This window comes from Thioclava sp. F36-6, from assembly GCF_002020305.1.
GTDB classification, from domain to species: domain Bacteria; phylum Pseudomonadota; class Alphaproteobacteria; order Rhodobacterales; family Rhodobacteraceae; genus Thioclava; species Thioclava sediminum.
The window spans coordinates 940720-956032 of sequence record NZ_MPZX01000002.1 but is presented as its reverse complement, the minus strand read 5'-3'; the positions used below and the strand labels follow the sequence as shown (position 1 = coordinate 956032).

Genomic DNA, 15313 nt, shown 5'->3' with positions numbered 1-15313 from the left:
CCTAGCAAGGGCCTCAGACCATGACCGATCAGACCGACGAGAACAAGTCCTCCAACGCGATGTGGGGCGGGCGTTTCGCCGCGGGACCTGACGCGATCATGGAGGCGATCAACGCCTCGATCGGGTATGACCAGCGGCTCTACGCGCAGGATATCCGCGGCAGCCGGGCCCACGCCGCGATGCTCGCCGCGCAAGGCATCATTAGTGATAAGGACGCCGAGGCGATCGGAGAAGGTTTGCTCACGGTTTTGTCAGAAATCGAAGCGGGCGGTTTCCCCTTCTCGACCGCGCTCGAGGACATCCACATGAATGTCGAGGCGCGGCTGAAGGAGGTCATCGGCGAACCGGCGGGGCGGCTGCACACGGCGCGGTCGCGCAATGATCAGGTCGCGACCGATTTTCGCCTCTGGGTGCGCGAGCAATGCGACGCCGCGATCACCGGGCTCGACACGCTGATCCGCGCTGCGCTGACCCGGGCCGAGGAGGGCACCGATTGGGTGATGCCCGGCTTCACCCATCTGCAGACCGCGCAGCCGGTGACCTTCGGCCATCACATGATGGCATATGTCGAGATGTTCGCGCGCGACAAATCCCGATTCATTGATGCGCGCAAACGGATGAACGAATGCCCGCTGGGGGCGGCGGCGCTTGCCGGCACCGGCTTCCCGATCGACCGCCATGCGACGGCCGAGGCGCTGGGCTTCGACCGGCCGATGGCGAACTCGCTCGACGCGGTGTCGGATCGCGATTTCGCGCTGGAGTTCCTGTCGGCCTCGTCGATCTGCGCGGTTCACATGTCGCGCCTCGCCGAAGAGCTGGTGATCTGGTCCTCGGCGCAGTTCCGCTTCGTCGCGATGTCGGACAAGTGGTCGACGGGCTCTTCGATCATGCCGCAGAAGCGCAACCCGGACGCGGCCGAGCTGATCCGCGCCAAGATCGGGCGCATCCTCGGGGCCTCGGTCGCGCTGTTCACGGTGATGAAGGGGCTGCCGCTCGCCTATTCCAAGGATATGCAGGAAGACAAGGAACAGGTCTTCGACGCCGCCGACAACCTGATGCTCGCGCTTGCCGCGATGGCGGGGATGATCGGCGACATGACGGTGAACGCGGACAAGCTGGAGGCCGCGGCCTCGGGTGGGTTCTCCACCGCGACCGATCTGGCCGACTGGCTGGTGCGCGAGGCGGGGCTGCCCTTCCGCGACGCCCACCACGTCACCGGCTCGCTGGTGGCCATGGCTGAGGAAAAAGGCTGCGATCTACCCGATTTGAGCCTCGAACAGATGCAGTCGATCAACCCGGCGATCACCGAGAGCGTCTTCGACGTCCTCGGGGTTCACAACTCGGTCGCCTCGCGCCAGTCTTACGGCGGAACCGCGCCCGATCAGGTGCGCGCGCAGATCGCTCGCTGGAAGGAACGGCTTGGATGAAATTCGCGGCTCCGTTCGTGCTGATCGGTCTGCTTGGCGCCTGTGCCGCCGATCCGGAGCTGCACACACATGTCGGCATCAACCGTGACGGCATCAAAGTTTATCCCGCCGCGACGGCGCGCGTTGGCATCATGACCCTTTCGGTGACCCCATGACCAAGACCCTGACCCTCGCCCTGACGCTTCTTCTTTCGCTCGCCGCCTGCGGTGTCGACGGTCCGCCCGTCCCGCCGTCCGAGGCGGACAGCACGCAATCCCAGCAGGCTTCGGCCCAGTAATCGAGACCTCTCATGGATCATTTCCTCTATCGCGACGGCGTCCTTCATGCAGAGGATGTGCCGATCCCCGAGATCGCGGCCGCTGTTGGCACGCCGTTCTACGTCTATTCGACCGCCACGCTGGAGCGCCATTTCAAGCTGTTCGAAGAGGCGCTCGGCTGGACGGATCACCTGATCTGCTTCGCGATCAAATCGAACTCGAACCTCGCGGTGCTGAAGGTTCTGGGCGATCTGGGCGCGGGGATGGATGTGGTCTCGGGCGGCGAATATCGCCGGGCGCGGGCGGCTGGTGTGCCGGGGGATCGCGTGGTGTTCTCGGGCGTCGGCAAGACCCGCGAGGAGATCGCTTACGTCCTCGAGAACGGCATTCGCCAGTTCAATGTCGAGTCCGAGCCGGAACTGCTCGCGATTTCTGAGATTGCCGCGTCGATGGGCGTCACCGCGCCGATCGCGCTGCGGGTGAACCCGGATGTCGACGCGAAGACCCATGAGAAAATCGCGACCGGCAAATCCGAGAACAAGTTCGGCATCCCGATTGCCAAGTCCCGCGCGGTCTATGCCGAGGCGGCCCAGCTGCCCGGCATCGAGGTCGTGGGCATCGACGTGCATATCGGCTCGCAGCTGACCGATCTGGAGCCGTTCGAGGCGGCCTTCCTCAAGGTCCGCGAACTGACCGAGGCGCTGCGCGCAGATGGCCACGATATCCGCCGTCTCGACCTCGGCGGCGGTCTGGGCATCCCCTATGAGCGGTCGAATTCCGCGCCGCCGCTGCCCATCGAATACGGGCAGGTGATCCAGCGCACCGTGGGCGATCTGGGCTGCGAGATCGAGATCGAACCGGGTCGCCTGATTTCGGGCAATGCCGGGCTGCTGGTCACCTCGGTGATCTGGCTGAAAGAGGGCGAGGGGCGCGATTTCCTCATTCTCGACGCGGCGATGAACGACCTCGTGCGGCCTTCGATGTATGGCGCCTATCACGACATCGTCCCGGTGATCGAAGCCGCGCCGGGCACCGAATCCACGCCTTTCGACATCGTCGGCCCGGTGTGCGAGACCGGCGACACCTTCGCCAAGGCGCGCAATCTGACGCCGCTCGGCCCGGGCGATCTGGTCGCCTTCCGTTCGGCGGGGGCTTACGGCGCGGTCATGTCGTCGGAATACAATTCGCGTCCGCTGATCCCCGAGGTTCTGGTCCGCGGCGGCGAATTCGCTCTCATTCGGGCAAGACCGAGCTTTGAGGAAATGCTCTCCCGCGATACCATCCCGGAGTGGCTCTGATCCGTAGGAAGGGAATCGGGGCCGACGGATAGGGAGAGTATGCCGGTCAGGAACTGGTTCAGCAAAGCTTCGCGCGACGCGGCGACGAAGGAGGACGGGCAGGCCGCTCTGGCCCCGCTCGCCCGGCCTATTGCGCTCACCCATGCCGGGATGATCGTCGAGCGGGGGCTGCGCGCGTTCTGGCCGCTTCTTTCGGTTCTTGCGTTGATCGCCACCGCCATCGCCTTCGCGCTGCCCGCCTATCTGGGGCCGGGCGGGCGCTGGTTCTGGCTGGTCGCGCTGATCGCGTCGCTCGCCGCGCTGGCATGGGGCGCGTGGCGGATGCGCTGGCCGCGCCGGGTAGATGCGATTGCGCGCCTCGATGCGACGCTGCCGGGCCGTCCGCTTTCCGCGCTGACCGACGAGATGGCGCTGGGGCAGGACGATCCCGCCGCCCGCGCGCTTTGGATGGCGCATCTGCGGCGCATGGCCAAGGCCGCGCAGGCCGCCCGCGCACCGCGCCCGAAACCCGATCTCGCCCGCCGCGATCCCTATGCGCTGCGTCTGACCGCGCTGACGGCCTTGGTCGTCGCGGTGATCTTCGGCGTGCCGCAGCGGCTTTTGCACCCGACCGAAGGCCTGCCGACGCCTGCGGGCTCTGCCGAGGCCGCGATGGGGCCAAGCTGGGAAGGCTGGGCCGCGCCGCCGCGCTATACCGGCAAGCCGGGGCTCTATCTGAACAAGGTCGAGGGCGACGAGCTGATCGTGCCCGAAGGCACCCGCTTCTCGATCCGGCTTTACGGGTCCTCCGGCGCGATCGGCTTTTCCGAGAGTGTTTCGAACCCGGCCGCGCTGCCCGAACAGGGCGCGGCGCAGACCGCAAGCGGCATCGAGACCCACGAATTCGAAGCGGTCCGCGACGGGCTTCTGGAGTTCAAAGGCCCCGCGGCGCGCCGCTTCAATGTGGTCGTGCGCCCCGACGAGGCGCCCTCGGTCGCGCTGGCCGGGACGCCCGACCGCCGTGCAGATGGCAAGCTGAGCCTGCCCTTCACCGCGCAGGACGATTACGCCGTGACCAAGGGCCATGCGGTGATCTCGCTCGATCTGGCGAAGGTCGATCGCCGTTACGGTCTGCAAATTCCGCCCGAGCCGCGCGACGATCTGATCTATGATCTGCCGCTGCCGATTTCCGGCTCGCGGGCCGATTTCACCGAGAGCCTCGTCGAGGATGCCGCGAAGCATCCTTGGGCGAACCTGCCGGTGAAACTGACGCTCGATGTCGAGGACGGGCGCGGCCAGACCGGTACTTCCGGCACGCAGGAGATCATCCTGCCCGGCAAGCGCTTCTTCGACCCGCTCGCCTCTGCGCTGATCGAAGTGCGCCGCGATCTGCTGTGGTCGCGCGACAACCGCGGCTATGCCGATCAGCTGCTGCGGGCGATTTCGAACCGGCACGAGGGCTTCATCAAGCGCGAGGAGGTCTACCTGATGATCCGCCTCGTGATCGGGCGCCTCGACGATCCCGACCTGTCCCCCGAGGCCCGCGATGAGATCGCCGAGGCGCTGTGGAAGATGGCCGAACTGGTCGAGGATGGCGGGCTCGCCGATGCGCTGGCCGCGATGCAGAAGGCGCAGGAAAAGCTCTCCGAGGCGATCCGCAACGGGGCGTCCAAGGATGAGATCGCCAAGCTCATGCAGGAGCTGAAAGAGGCGACCGACAACTACATCCGGATGCTTGCCGAGCGCTCGCAGCAGCAGGAACAAGGCCCGCAATTCGGTCAGCAGCCGCAGCAGGGTCAACAGATCACCGGCGACCAGATCCAGCAGATGATGGACCAGATCCAGAAGCTGATGGAGGAGGGCCGGATGGCCGAGGCGCAGGAGTTGCTCGACCAGCTCGCGCGGATGATGGAGAACCTCAAGGTCCAGCAGGGCCAGAACGGTCAGGGCGACATGCCCGGCGGTCAAGCGATGCGCGACATGCAAGATACGCTGCGCAAGCAGCAGGAGCTGTCGGACGATGCGTTCCGCGACCTGCAGGATCAGTTCATGACCCCGGAGGAGCGCCAGCAGCAGGCCGAGAACGGTCAGCAAGGTCAACAAGGTCAGCAAGGGCAACAGGGTCAGCAGCAAGGTCAGCAGGGTCAACAAGGCCAGCAGGGAGAGCAAGGCCAACAAGGTCAGGGCCAGCAGCCCGGCGACCAGCCCGGTCAGGGCCAAGGCCAGGACGGGCAAGCGCAGCGCGACGGTCAGGGGCAGGGCGATCAGCCCGGCATGAACGGCGGGCAGGGCGGTGTCGATGGTCAAAGCCTCGCGGATCGCCAGCGCGCATTGCGGCGCGAACTCGACCGCCAGCGCGGGCTGCTGCCGGGCTTCGGCAACGAGGCGGGCCAGCAGGCCGAGAAGCGTTTCGACGATGCCGGGCGCGCGATGGATCAGGCCGAGGAAGCGCTGCGCGAGGGCGACAACTCGGCGGCGATCGACCGTCAGGCCGACGCGATCGAGGCGCTGCGCGAAGGGATGCGCGCGCTTGGCGAGGCGATGCGCAACGAACAGGCGCGCCGCGACGGTCAGCAGCCCGGTCAGCAGGGAAATCAGCAGGCGGGTCAGCCCGGACAGCAGGGTGGGCGCGAGATGCCGCGCGATCCGCTGGGTCGGGCGCAGGGCGAGGGCAACCAGCTTGGCACCGACCGTCAGATGCTTAACGGCGAAGATGTCTATCGCCGGGCGCAGGATCTGCTCGATGAAATCCGCCGCCGCTCGGCCGATCGTCTGCGCCCCGAGGAAGAGCTCGACTACCTCAAGCGGCTGCTCGATCAGTTCTCGAATGCGGGCTGACGCCGCGCGCGCATAAATTCAACTTATGCGCGGCGGCAGATTATTAGGAAAACTTATTCGGTGAAGCCGTCCGAGGTCGCCTCGGGCGAGAGGCGATGCGTCAGGATCTGCAACTGGTCGTCGAGCCAGATGCGCCCCTCGTCCACCGCCACGACATATTGGGTCAGTGGCGATTTGAGCGCCGGGACTTTCGCGGCGATGTCCGGCGCGAAGGCATAGAGCAGCGCCAGGATCGCGGTGACCGCCATGACGAAGATGAAGCCGCGGCTGAAGCCCGAGCGGCGGCGGCGCGCCATTTCCGGCGAGAATTCGGCCACGCTGTCGCCCTCGCGATCCGAGGTCGCGGTGAGGGTCGAATTGATCTCGTCGATGTCGGGCAGCCGTTCGCGTCCGCGGATCGCGCGCATGTCTTCGTCGTCCTCGCCGAGCAGGTCGGCCACGCGATCCTCTTCGGACTCGTTGAGATCGGAAAAGTCCTGCGCAGTTTTGCGGCGGCGCGCCAGATCGGCGGCGGCGGCCTCGGCGGCGCGTTCCGCGTCTTCGCTGGTCTCGCGCTCTTCGAGATTCAGTTCGTCTTGCGTCTCCAGCTCGCTCGAGCCTTCGGCGCGGCGCTGCGCGGCTTCGCGCTCGGCTTCTTCGCGCAGGATCGACAGCAGCCCGTCATCGAGCGGTTTGCGCGGGGTGGCGCCGACACGTGGGGCAGGGCCGAGGCCCGGCTCGTCCTCCTCGTCGTCGTCCTGATCCTCGGGCTCCGGCGTCGAGACCATCGCCGCAATGGCGGCATCCGTGTCGTCCGTGCTTTGCGTCGTCACGACTGGCTCGGGCTCGGGCAGGGGCGTTGCGGCCTCGGGCTCTGGTTGTTGCTCGGGTTCGGGCAGCGGCTCAGGCTCGGAAACTTGTTCGGGTTCGGAAACGGGCTCAGATTCGGTGGGCGTCTCCGCCGTCACCTCAGCCTCAGTTTCCTCGGATGCAGCCTCCGCCTCTGCCTCCATCTCGGCGTCGAGATCCCAACCTTCGGGCGGGGGTGCAGCGGTGGTGGTGTCGGGCTCGGCGGAGAGCATATCCTTGCTCGGCTGGAACCAGCCGTGCCCGCAATTGGAGCATTGCACATCCCGTCCGCCATCTGGGATGACAGCGTCATCCACTTCGTATTGCGCACCGCAATTGGGGCAAACCAACCGCATATTGTCCCATCCCTGCCCGTGTTGGCGTTTTGCCGTTCTGGCCAACCACTTTCTTATGTTGTAGCAAGCGCGGGCGGAATGTCCAAATGATTTGGGCCACTTAATTCGCGAAACGCGCACCAAATAAAGGGGCTGGCAGTGATCGAGCTGCAAAATGTGGCGATGAGCTATAGCGGGGCGGAGCTGTTAAGCGAAATGTCCCTGACGCTTGCCCCAGGGTCATTCCATTTTCTGACCGGGCCGTCGGGGGCCGGGAAGACCACATTTCTCAAATTATGCTACGCGGAATTGCTGCCGACGGCAGGGCATTTGTCCTTGTTCGGCAAGGATGTGCGCGGGATGGACCGGGACGAAATCGCCGGGCTGCGCCAGCGCATTGGCGTCGTGCATCAGGACTGCCAGTTCCTCGATCACCTCTCGGTGGAGGAGAACGTGGCGCTGCCGATGACGGTCAATCGCCGCACGCCGGACATGACCCAGCTGCGCGAATTGCTGGCTTGGGTCGGGCTGAAACGGCAGGCGAATGCGCTGCCGCCGCAACTGTCGGGCGGGGAGCGGCAACGCGTCGCTCTGGCCCGCGCGGTGATCATGTCGCCGGACGTGATCCTGGCTGACGAGCCGACCGGGAACCTCGATTGGGAGATGTCGCTTCGGCTTCTGTCGCTGCTGGTCGAGCTGAACAAGATGGGCAAGACGGTGGTGATCGCGACCCACGATCTGAACCTGATCCGGCAGGCGAAACCGCAGGTCTCGGCGCGGGTTCTGCGCATCGCGAAGCGCCATCTGCATACGGCGGGGGCCGATCTGTGAAGCTGACCTTGCTGACATTCGCCTCCGAGACGACCGGGCCGGATCGGGTCGTGCCGCCGACCGGGTTCACCGCGCGGCTGACGCTGTTCACCGCGGCCGCGATGGCCTTCCTTGCGGTCTTTGCGCTGGCGCTGTCGCTGGCGACGGGGCGGCTTGCGGATCGCTGGGCCGACAGCCTCGCGCGCTCGGCCACGATCCGCATCTCTGCCCCGCCCGAGCAGATGGATGCGCAGGTCGCCGCCGTGCAGGAAGTGCTGAAGACGACGCCGGGCGTCGCCTCGTCGCGAGTGATGGGCGATGACGAGATGAAGGGGCTGCTGAAGCCGTGGTTCGGTCCCGATCTGCCGGTGGATGCGCTGCCGCTGCCGAAGCTGATCGCAGTGACCGAGACCGGCGCGGGCGTCGATGCCGAGGGGCTGCGGCTGCGGCTGCAGGCCGAAGCGCCCGGCGCGATCTTCGACGACCATACCCGCTGGCGGCGTCCGCTGGTTGCGGCGGCGGAGCGGATCCGCACGCTCGGCCTGCTGTCGCTGCTGCTGATCTTCGGTGCGATGGCGGGGATGATCACGCTTGCAGCACAAGCCGCGCTGGCCGCCAACGGTCAGGTAATCGCGACGCTGCGGCTGGTGGGCGCGAAAGACGCCTTTATCGCGCGGGCCTTCGTGCGCCGCTTCACGACGCGCGGTCTGATCGGCGCGGTGGCGGGCACGGTGCTGGGGATGCTTGCGGTGGCGCTGCTGCCCTCGACCGACGCCGCAGGCGGCTTCCTCACCGGCTTGGGCTTTTCCGGGGCCGCGTGGCTCTGGCCATTGATCATTCCGCCGATCGCCGCGATCGTGGCCTTTGCCGCCACCCGCTTCGCCGCGCTGCGTATGCTCAGGAGACTTCGCTGATGTCCGACCCTTCGCGCCGCCCCGGAAAGGTCACGCCGCTGACCCATGTGATGACCGGGCTTTACTACGTTCACATCTCGATCGCGACGGTGCTGATCGGGGCCTGGGGTCTTGTGTTTCAGGTGCTGCCCAAGGGGCGGGCCGGCGTGCATCGCACCGCCGGTATCTGGACGCAGCATCTTCTGGATATGGCGCGGGTCTATCTTGGGCTGCGCTATGAGCTGCGCGGCACGCCGCCTGAGGGCGACTGCATCGTCGCCGCGAAGCATCAGAGCTTTTTCGACATCCTGATCCTCGCCAATCACCTGCCGCGCCGGGCTTTCGTGATGAAGAAGGCGCTGCTGAACGTGCCGGTGATGGGGTGGTTCGCGCATAAGGCGGGCTGCATTCCGATCGACCGTTCCAAGGGGTCGGAAGCGATGAAGGTGATGCTGGGCGCGGTCGAAGAGGCGCGCGCGACGCATGGGCTGGGGCAGCTGATCATCTATCCCGAGGGCACGCGCGTGCCGCCGGGCGAGAGGCGCCGTTACAAGCAGGGCGTGGGCGTGGTGGCGGAGGCCACGAAGCTGCCGGTGGTGCCCGCCGCGACCAATGCGGGCCTGTTCTGGAGCAAGCGCGGCTGGCCGATCCGGTCGGGCGTGGCGGTGACCGAGTTCCTGCCGGCGATCGAGGCGGCGGGCTCTGCGCCGCAGACACTGGCGGCGGTCGAGGCAGTGGTCGAGCCGCGCTCGGATGCGCTCATGCTGGAGGCCGGGTTCGCGCTGCCGAAGCCCTGAGCGGGTGGCGGCGGAGGGAGCCTCCGGCGGGGATATTTCTGCCAAGAGGAAGAGGTGCGGATGCGCTGTGGGTGGCGTGCGCCGAACACGTTGGCGTGATCAACTCTCTCGCAGATCGGCGTCGAGGATCGGGTCGATCAGGCCGGGAAAGCGCGCCTCAAGGTCGTTCCGGCGCAACGTGAGCAGGCGGCCACGACCGTTCGGGTTTGGCTCGTTCCGGATTACGCCGGATTCTCGCAAAACCTTGAGAATATGGGATTTCGTCGACTTCGGAACTTCCGCGCCTGCCGAGCTGCAGGCCGCCGCTTCGAGTGGTCCTTCGCGCAGATTGCGCGCGATCTCGCGTCGCGCCGGGTCGCTTAGCGCGAAGAGCACCTGCGAGAGCGACAGCGCCTCGAGCGGAGGGTGCGGGAGTTCGGGTTGCGTGTTCATGGTTCGATAATACTTGAACCATCGGCCATGTCGAGTATGTGGAGGTTCGAGAATTTTCGAACCTACGCCTCAGGAGACAGCGATGACCGACGAGACAGATCCCGGCCCGAACGGCGCCTCTCCAAGTCTGCCGACGCGGAGCCGCGCAGGCTTCGTGCTGGCGATCACGGGGCTCGTTCTGATGCTGGCCGGAGCCAGTGCACCGTCGCCTTTCTACCCGGTCCTGCAGGCGCGGATCGGCTTTTCCTCGGCGATGATGACAGGGATTTTCGCGATCTATGCCGGGGCGCTTCTGGTGACCCTGCTGGTCTTCGGTCGGCTCTCCGACCATCTCGGGCGGCGACCGGTTCTGTCGGTGGGCTTCGTGCTGTTGGCGCTTGGAATGCTCGAATTCCTCTGGGCGGATACGGCGATGGCGCTGCTGTTGGCGCGGGTGTTGCAGGGGCTGGCGAGCGGTCTGCTGATTTCGACGCTGAGTGCGAGTTCGACCGATCATGAGCCGTCTACGCGGCCCGGTCTCGCGGCAGTCTGGAACGCGGTCGCGCCCTTGGCGGGGCTGGCGGCCGGGGCGCTCGCGGGCGGGGCGTTGCTGGCCTACGCGCCTGCGCCGCGTCTGGTGACCTTCCTCGGTCTGGCGGTCGTCTATGGCGTGCTGGCGGTGCTTGTTTGGCTGCCGCCGGAAACCGCGCCGCGCCATGAGGGGACGCTGGCCTCGCTGCGCCCGCAGGTCTCGGTGCCGCCCCATATCCGTACGGCCTTCCGGCGCGGTGCGCCTGCGGTGCTGGCGGGGTGGGGAACCGGCTCGCTGTTTCTGTCGCTAGGTGCGCCGATCGTGGCGCAGGTCTTCGAGGTTCACACGGCGCTGGCGCAGGGCGCGATCGTGGCGCTGCTATCGGGGACCGGAGCGGCCTCGTGCTATGCGACGCGCAATCTGGCCCCGCGCCGTATCGCGCTTCTGGGGACGGACGGGCTGGTGCTGGGCACGGTGCTGTCGCTCGCGGCGCTCACGACGGGGAGTTTCGCGCTCTATCTCGCGAGCGTTTTCATCGCGGGGATCGGCTTTGGTACCTGTTTCGCGGGGGTGCTGCGTTCGCTCGCGCCGCTGGCCGCGCCGGATGAGCGTGGCGGGCTTTTCGCGGCGCTGTTCACGCTGGCTTACTCGGCCTTCGGGGTGCCCGCGGTGCTGGCAGGTCTGGCGGTGCCGGAGCTGGGGCTGCGGCTGACGACCGAGATCTACGGCGCAGTCATCATCGCGCTTGCACTGGGGGCGGGGTTGATGCGCAGGCAGGCGGAACCGGCGTGAGGCCGGTTCACGATGCGCGGGGGCTTCGAGTTTAGGCCGAAAGCCCCTTCGTGCCCATGTCGAGGAACTTCTTGCGGCGTGCCTTGATCAGATCGGCGGGCTTCTTGCCCTCCAGCTCTGCCAGCATCAGCGAGATTTCCGAGCCGACCGAGGCGATGGTCGCCGTGGAATCGCGCTGAGCGCCGCCCATCGGTTCGGAGATGATGCGGTCGATCACGCCGAGCTTCTTGAGATCCTGCGCGGTCAGGCGCAGCGCCTCGGCGGCTTCGCGCATCTTCTCGGAATCCTTCCAGAGGATCGAGGCGCAGCCTTCGGGCGAGATCACCGAATAGACGGAATGTTCCAGCATCGCGACGCGGTCGCCGGTGGCGAAGGCCACTGCACCGCCCGAGCCACCTTCGCCGATGATGACCGAGATCAGCGGCACGCCGATCTGAAGGCATTTCTCGGTCGAGCGGGCGATGGCCTCGGACTGGCCGCGCTCTTCCGCGCCCTTGCCGGGATAGGCGCCGGGGGTGTCGATCAGGGCGACGACCGGCAGGCCGAAGCGGGCGGCCATGTCCATCAGGCGGATCGCCTTGCGGTAGCCCTCGGGGCGGGCCATGCCGAAGTTGCGCTCGATGCGGCTTGCGGTGTCGTTGCCCTTCTCATGGCCGATCACCATTACCGGCTTGTCGCCAAGACGCGCGAGGCCGCCCATCACCGCGTGATCGTCGGCGAAGTTGCGATCGCCCGCGAGCGGCGTGTACTCGGTGAAGAGCTGGTCGATATAGTCCTTGCAGTGCGGACGGTCGGGATGACGCGCGACCTGACATTTGCGCCAAGGCGACAGGTCTTTGTAGAGGTCGCGCAGCATCGCCTCGGCCTTCTTGTCGAGGGCTGACGCTTCCTTGTCGACATCCATCTCTTCGTTTTGCCGGGCCAGCGCGCGCAGCTCTTCGGCTTTGCCTTCGATTTCTGCCAGCGGCTTTTCGAATTCGAGATAGGTCATGGATCACTCCGCATCCGGAAACTCGCGCCCTTAATGTCTTCAACGCTCGGGAATTGCAACTGGGTGGCGCATGGCGGGCGCGTCCCGATTGCGGGAGCGGCGGCGCCTTGCCTCATAGGCGCGGCGGATGGGAGGTGATAGACTACTTGAGGAAACGCGCGCTTTAACCGGATGAGGGTTAATTTGGCGTATGAAGTCGAGATCAAAGAGATGCCAGCGGTGCGGCTTGCCGGGCTGGCACATAAAGGGCCTTACCCGTCGGTCGGCCCGGTCTTTCAGAAACTTGTTTCGCTGATCCCCGAGCCGTCCTGGGCGGAAGTCGAGCACGCGGCGATGATCGGGCATGACAATCCGCGCAAAGTGCCGGCGGAGGAGCTGCGCTCTCATGCCTGTTTTGCGGTGGGCGAGGGGTTCGTGATCTTCCCGCCGCTTGCGGAGATTCGCTATCCGGCCGGGAAATATGCGGTGGTGACGGTGAAGGGCCCCTATGAGCAACTGCCCGAGGCCTATCGCTGGCTGGACGAGGATTGGTTCCCGGCGTCTGGCATGGAGCACCGCGATCTGGTGGCCTACGAGGTCTATCTCAACGATCCGATGAACACGAAGCCGGAAGATTTGCTGACGGAGATCCGCTTGCCGCTGAAGGGCTAAGGCCTGCGGAGCTGTCATCGGGCCGTCGCACAGCGCGGCTAGATGGCGTTTGCGTGGGATTCCCCGGCGCTAGAAAAACGGAAACGCCCCGGCCGTAAGCCAGGGCGCTCCTTTTCCCTCATGCGGCCGGGCCTCCCCTCCCAACCGCTCCGGGATTCGATAACTATATCGCGATTCGTTCGCGCGCGGCTTAATCTTTAATCATTTCGGCTTGTCTTACAATCACTTCGGCTTGTTTGATTGATGCAATGTCGACGAGACGGCCCTTGTAGACGGTCGCACCTTCGCCGCGTGCCTTGGCCTCTTCCATCGCCGCGAGGATTTCACGGGCCTCGGTCACAGCCTCATCAGACGGCGTAAAGACCTCATTTGCAAGAGAAATTTGCTTGGGGTGGATGGCCCATTTGCCCACCATGCCGAGCGTCGCCGAGCGCAGCGCCTGCGCGCGGAAGCCGTCATCGTCGGAGAAATCGCCGAACGGGCCATCGACCGGCAAAATGCCGTGAGTGCGGCAGGCGGCGACGATCGCGGCCTGCGCCCAGTGCCACGGGTCGGACCAATGCTTTTCGCCGTTGCGCAGCATGTAGTAGTTTTCCTGCGTCCCGCCGATGCCGGTGGTCTGCATGCCCATCGAGGCGGCGAAATCGGCAGCGCCGAGGCTCATCGCCTGCAGACGCGGAGAAGATGCAGCAATTTCCTCGACATGCGCGAGACCGGCGGCGCTTTCGATGATGACTTCGAGCGAGATTTTCTTGCTGCGCCCCTTCGCGGTTTCGATCGCGGTGACGAGCGCGTCCACGGCATAGACATCCGCCGCGCAGCCGACTTTCGGGATCATGATCTGGTCGATGCGCTCGGAACCTTCTTCGAGCAGTTCGACCACGTCGCGATACCAATAGGGCGTGTCGAGACCGTTGATGCGGACCGAGAGGTATTTGTTGCCCCAGTCGATCTCGTGGCTGGCCTGAATGATGTTGCGCCGCGCCTGCGCCTTGTCGTTGGGCGCGACCGAATCTTCGAGGTCGAGGTTGATCACATCGGCGGCGGAGGCAGCCATCTTCGGGAAGAGCTTGGTGTTCGAGCCGGGGCCGAAAAGCTGGCAGCGGTTCGGACGGGCAGGGGGCGTGGGTTGAACGCGGAAGCTCATGAAGCGGCCTTTCGCAAGGAAGTTACGTTTCGGGTTGCAGATTGGGTATATTGTTGCGCGGCCTCTTGCAAGGCGATTTTGCAGGCGCAGAATCAGGGCCGCGCTGCAGCATTGCAGGTATCCGAAAATCCGAGTGATGCACGAAATTGCGGCGAATTGGTGCTTTTGTCGAAGGATCTTCCGTTTTGCCGGAAATGTTGCACGGAAATCCCCAAGAAATTTTTGCGCCCCGCCCTAATATCATCAACAAACAAGACAAAACACAGACCACAGGGAGACCCGCATGTCGCTGATCGACACCCCTTATCTACTGTTCCTGGGCGATGCCCCCGATCCCTTGTCCGCGAAGGTCGCGCAGGGGATCAAAGACTGGCGGCCCGAATATGCCGTCGGCCAGTACCGGATGGAGGGATGCCAAGCCGACATGGGCATCCCCGATCTCGATATCAAAGAAGCCATCGCGCAAGGCTGCAAGACGCTGGTGATCGGCGTCGCAAACCGTGGCGGCCTGATCTCGCAGGGCTGGAAGAAAGTGCTGATCGAGGCGCTGGAAGAAGGTCTCGACCTCGCGTCGGGCCTGCACAACCTGCTGCGCGACGAGCCCGATCTGGTCGCGGTGGCGAAGGCCTGCGGGCGTCAGCTGCATGACGTGCGCATCCCGTCGGTGAAATACCCGATCGCGAATGGCGAGAAGCGCACCGGCAAGCGCTGCCTTGCCGTGGGCACCGATTGCTCGGCGGGCAAGATGTATACCGCGCTTTGCATGGAGCGCGAGATGCGCGAGCGCGGCATGAAGGCCACGTTCCGCGCGACCGGTCAGACCGGCATCCTGATCACTGGCGACGGCGTGCCGCTCGATGCGGTGATCGCGGATTTCATGGCCGGCTCGATCGAATACCTGACGCCCGACAACGATCCCGACCATTGGGACCTGATCGAGGGGCAGGGCAGCCTGTTCCACGTCTCCTATTCGGGCGTGACGATGGCGCTGATCCATGGCGGTCAGCCCGACGCGCTGATCCTCGCCCATGAGCCGACGCGCACCCATATGCGCGGGCTGCCCGGCTACAAGCTGCCCTCGCTGCAAGAGCTGAGCGACATGGCGCTGGCGCTGGCGAAAGTCGCCAATCCCGCCTGTCAGGTGGTCGGCATCTCGGTGAACACCCAGAAGATGGGTGAGGACGAGGCGAAGGCCTATCTCGCGAAGGTCGAGGAAGAAATGGGCCTGCCCACGACCGATCCGTTCCGCTTCGGTGCAGGCAAGCTGGTAGACGCGCTCGCCGCGATCTGATTGTCTCGCTTGTGACCCCTGCCGGATGCCTCCGGC

General features: G+C 65.6%; 15 protein-coding genes. 11 read left to right on the top strand and 4 right to left on the bottom strand.

Annotated elements, in window-relative coordinates; genetic code table 11:
* The first annotated feature begins 20 nt into the window (after positions 1-20).
* Genes argH through BMI88_RS11690 form a run of 5 tightly spaced genes read left to right on the top strand, consistent with a single transcriptional unit; the run spans position 21 to position 5799 of the window.
* Entirely contained in the window at positions 21-1427 is a 1407-nt protein-coding gene (gene argH, locus BMI88_RS11700; protein WP_078548948.1) for an argininosuccinate lyase, read from the top strand.
* Positions 1424-1582 carry a hypothetical protein gene (locus tag BMI88_RS19770; protein WP_158522131.1) on the top strand — a complete coding sequence of 53 codons (159 nt, stop codon included), beginning with the start codon at positions 1424-1426 and terminating at the stop codon, positions 1580-1582. Before argH ends, BMI88_RS19770 begins: the two co-directional genes overlap by 4 nt.
* Positions 1579-1704, top strand: coding sequence for an argininosuccinate lyase (locus tag BMI88_RS19590; protein ID WP_143593806.1), 126 nt, complete (start codon positions 1579-1581; stop codon positions 1702-1704). The genes BMI88_RS19770 and BMI88_RS19590 overlap by 4 nt, the downstream gene beginning before the upstream one ends.
* 12 nt (positions 1705-1716) lie before the next feature.
* A complete protein-coding gene (lysA, locus tag BMI88_RS11695; protein ID WP_078548945.1) occupies positions 1717-2982 on the top strand; it encodes a diaminopimelate decarboxylase in 1266 nt (421 codons plus the stop codon).
* 39 nt (positions 2983-3021) lie between these two features.
* Entirely contained in the window at positions 3022-5799 is a 2778-nt protein-coding gene (locus BMI88_RS11690) for a DUF4175 domain-containing protein (RefSeq protein ID WP_078548943.1), read from the top strand.
* Positions 5800-5852: 53 nt separating this feature from the next.
* On the opposite strand, the gene BMI88_RS11685 is transcribed toward BMI88_RS11690, so the two are convergent.
* Positions 5853-6983, bottom strand: a complete 1131-nt coding sequence (locus BMI88_RS11685) for a zinc-ribbon domain-containing protein (protein ID WP_078548940.1) — start codon at positions 6981-6983, stop codon at positions 5853-5855.
* Between the two features lie 138 nt (positions 6984-7121).
* Between BMI88_RS11685 and BMI88_RS11680 the strand changes: the two genes are divergently transcribed.
* The 3 genes from BMI88_RS11680 to BMI88_RS11670 are packed head-to-tail and all read left to right on the top strand — an operon-like array spanning position 7122 to position 9462.
* A complete protein-coding gene (locus BMI88_RS11680) occupies positions 7122-7793 on the top strand; it encodes an ATP-binding cassette domain-containing protein (RefSeq protein WP_078548937.1) in 672 nt (223 codons plus the stop codon).
* The gene (locus BMI88_RS11675) at positions 7790-8686 is read left to right on the top strand and encodes an FtsX-like permease family protein (RefSeq protein WP_078548934.1); all 897 of its coding nucleotides are present in this window, start codon (positions 7790-7792) and stop codon (positions 8684-8686) included. Before BMI88_RS11680 ends, BMI88_RS11675 begins: the two co-directional genes overlap by 4 nt.
* Positions 8686-9462, top strand: coding sequence for a 1-acyl-sn-glycerol-3-phosphate acyltransferase (locus BMI88_RS11670; RefSeq protein WP_078548931.1), 777 nt, complete (start codon positions 8686-8688; stop codon positions 9460-9462). Before BMI88_RS11675 ends, BMI88_RS11670 begins: the two co-directional genes overlap by 1 nt.
* Before the next feature lie 99 nt (positions 9463-9561).
* Here BMI88_RS11670 and BMI88_RS11665 read toward each other — a convergent pair whose 3' ends face one another.
* Positions 9562-9894, bottom strand: a complete 333-nt coding sequence (locus tag BMI88_RS11665; RefSeq protein WP_078548929.1) for a helix-turn-helix domain-containing protein — start codon at positions 9892-9894, stop codon at positions 9562-9564.
* Between the two features lie 82 nt (positions 9895-9976).
* On the opposite strand from BMI88_RS11665, the gene BMI88_RS11660 reads away from it, so the two are divergent.
* Positions 9977-11197 (top strand): MFS transporter, encoded by a 1221-nt coding sequence (locus BMI88_RS11660; RefSeq protein WP_078548926.1) that lies wholly within the window; start codon positions 9977-9979, stop codon positions 11195-11197.
* A gap of 31 nt (positions 11198-11228) precedes the next feature.
* Here BMI88_RS11660 and BMI88_RS11655 read toward each other — a convergent pair whose 3' ends face one another.
* A complete protein-coding gene (locus BMI88_RS11655; RefSeq protein ID WP_078548923.1) occupies positions 11229-12188 on the bottom strand; it encodes an acetyl-CoA carboxylase carboxyltransferase subunit alpha in 960 nt (319 codons plus the stop codon).
* 183 nt (positions 12189-12371) lie between these two features.
* Between BMI88_RS11655 and BMI88_RS11650 the strand changes: the two genes are divergently transcribed.
* On the top strand, positions 12372-12839 hold the full coding sequence (locus BMI88_RS11650; protein ID WP_165756995.1) for a GyrI-like domain-containing protein: 468 nt from the start codon (positions 12372-12374) through the stop codon (positions 12837-12839).
* Between the two features lie 190 nt (positions 12840-13029).
* Here BMI88_RS11650 and BMI88_RS11645 read toward each other — a convergent pair whose 3' ends face one another.
* Positions 13030-13986, bottom strand: a complete 957-nt coding sequence (locus BMI88_RS11645; protein ID WP_078522543.1) for an L-malyl-CoA/beta-methylmalyl-CoA lyase — start codon at positions 13984-13986, stop codon at positions 13030-13032.
* Positions 13987-14275: 289 nt separating this feature from the next.
* On the opposite strand from BMI88_RS11645, the gene dgcN reads away from it, so the two are divergent.
* Positions 14276-15277: an N-acetyltransferase DgcN gene (dgcN, locus tag BMI88_RS11640; protein ID WP_078549780.1), complete on the top strand. Its 1002-nt coding sequence runs from the start codon at positions 14276-14278 to the stop codon at positions 15275-15277.
* The last annotated feature ends 36 nt before the right edge of the window (positions 15278-15313 follow it).

Bases quoted from the DNA above. Each gene is read 5' to 3' on its own strand.
- BMI88_RS11690 (WP_078548943.1), top strand. From the start codon at position 3,022: ATGCCGGTCAGGAACTGGTTCAGCAAAGCTTCGCGCGACGCGGCGACG.
- BMI88_RS19590 (WP_143593806.1), top strand. From the start codon at position 1,579: ATGACCAAGACCCTGACCCTCGCCCTGACGCTTCTTCTTTCGCTCGCC.
- BMI88_RS11670 (WP_078548931.1), top strand. From the start codon at position 8,686: ATGTCCGACCCTTCGCGCCGCCCCGGAAAGGTCACGCCGCTGACCCAT.
- BMI88_RS19770 (WP_158522131.1), top strand. From the start codon at position 1,424: ATGAAATTCGCGGCTCCGTTCGTGCTGATCGGTCTGCTTGGCGCCTGT.
- BMI88_RS11685 (WP_078548940.1), bottom strand. From the start codon at position 6,983: ATGCGGTTGGTTTGCCCCAATTGCGGTGCGCAATACGAAGTGGATGAC.
- BMI88_RS11665 (WP_078548929.1), bottom strand. From the start codon at position 9,894: ATGAACACGCAACCCGAACTCCCGCACCCTCCGCTCGAGGCGCTGTCG.
- argH (WP_078548948.1), top strand. From the start codon at position 21: ATGACCGATCAGACCGACGAGAACAAGTCCTCCAACGCGATGTGGGGC.
- BMI88_RS11645 (WP_078522543.1), bottom strand. From the start codon at position 13,986: ATGAGCTTCCGCGTTCAACCCACGCCCCCTGCCCGTCCGAACCGCTGC.
- lysA (WP_078548945.1), top strand. From the start codon at position 1,717: ATGGATCATTTCCTCTATCGCGACGGCGTCCTTCATGCAGAGGATGTG.
- BMI88_RS11660 (WP_078548926.1), top strand. From the start codon at position 9,977: ATGACCGACGAGACAGATCCCGGCCCGAACGGCGCCTCTCCAAGTCTG.
- BMI88_RS11655 (WP_078548923.1), bottom strand. From the start codon at position 12,188: ATGACCTATCTCGAATTCGAAAAGCCGCTGGCAGAAATCGAAGGCAAA.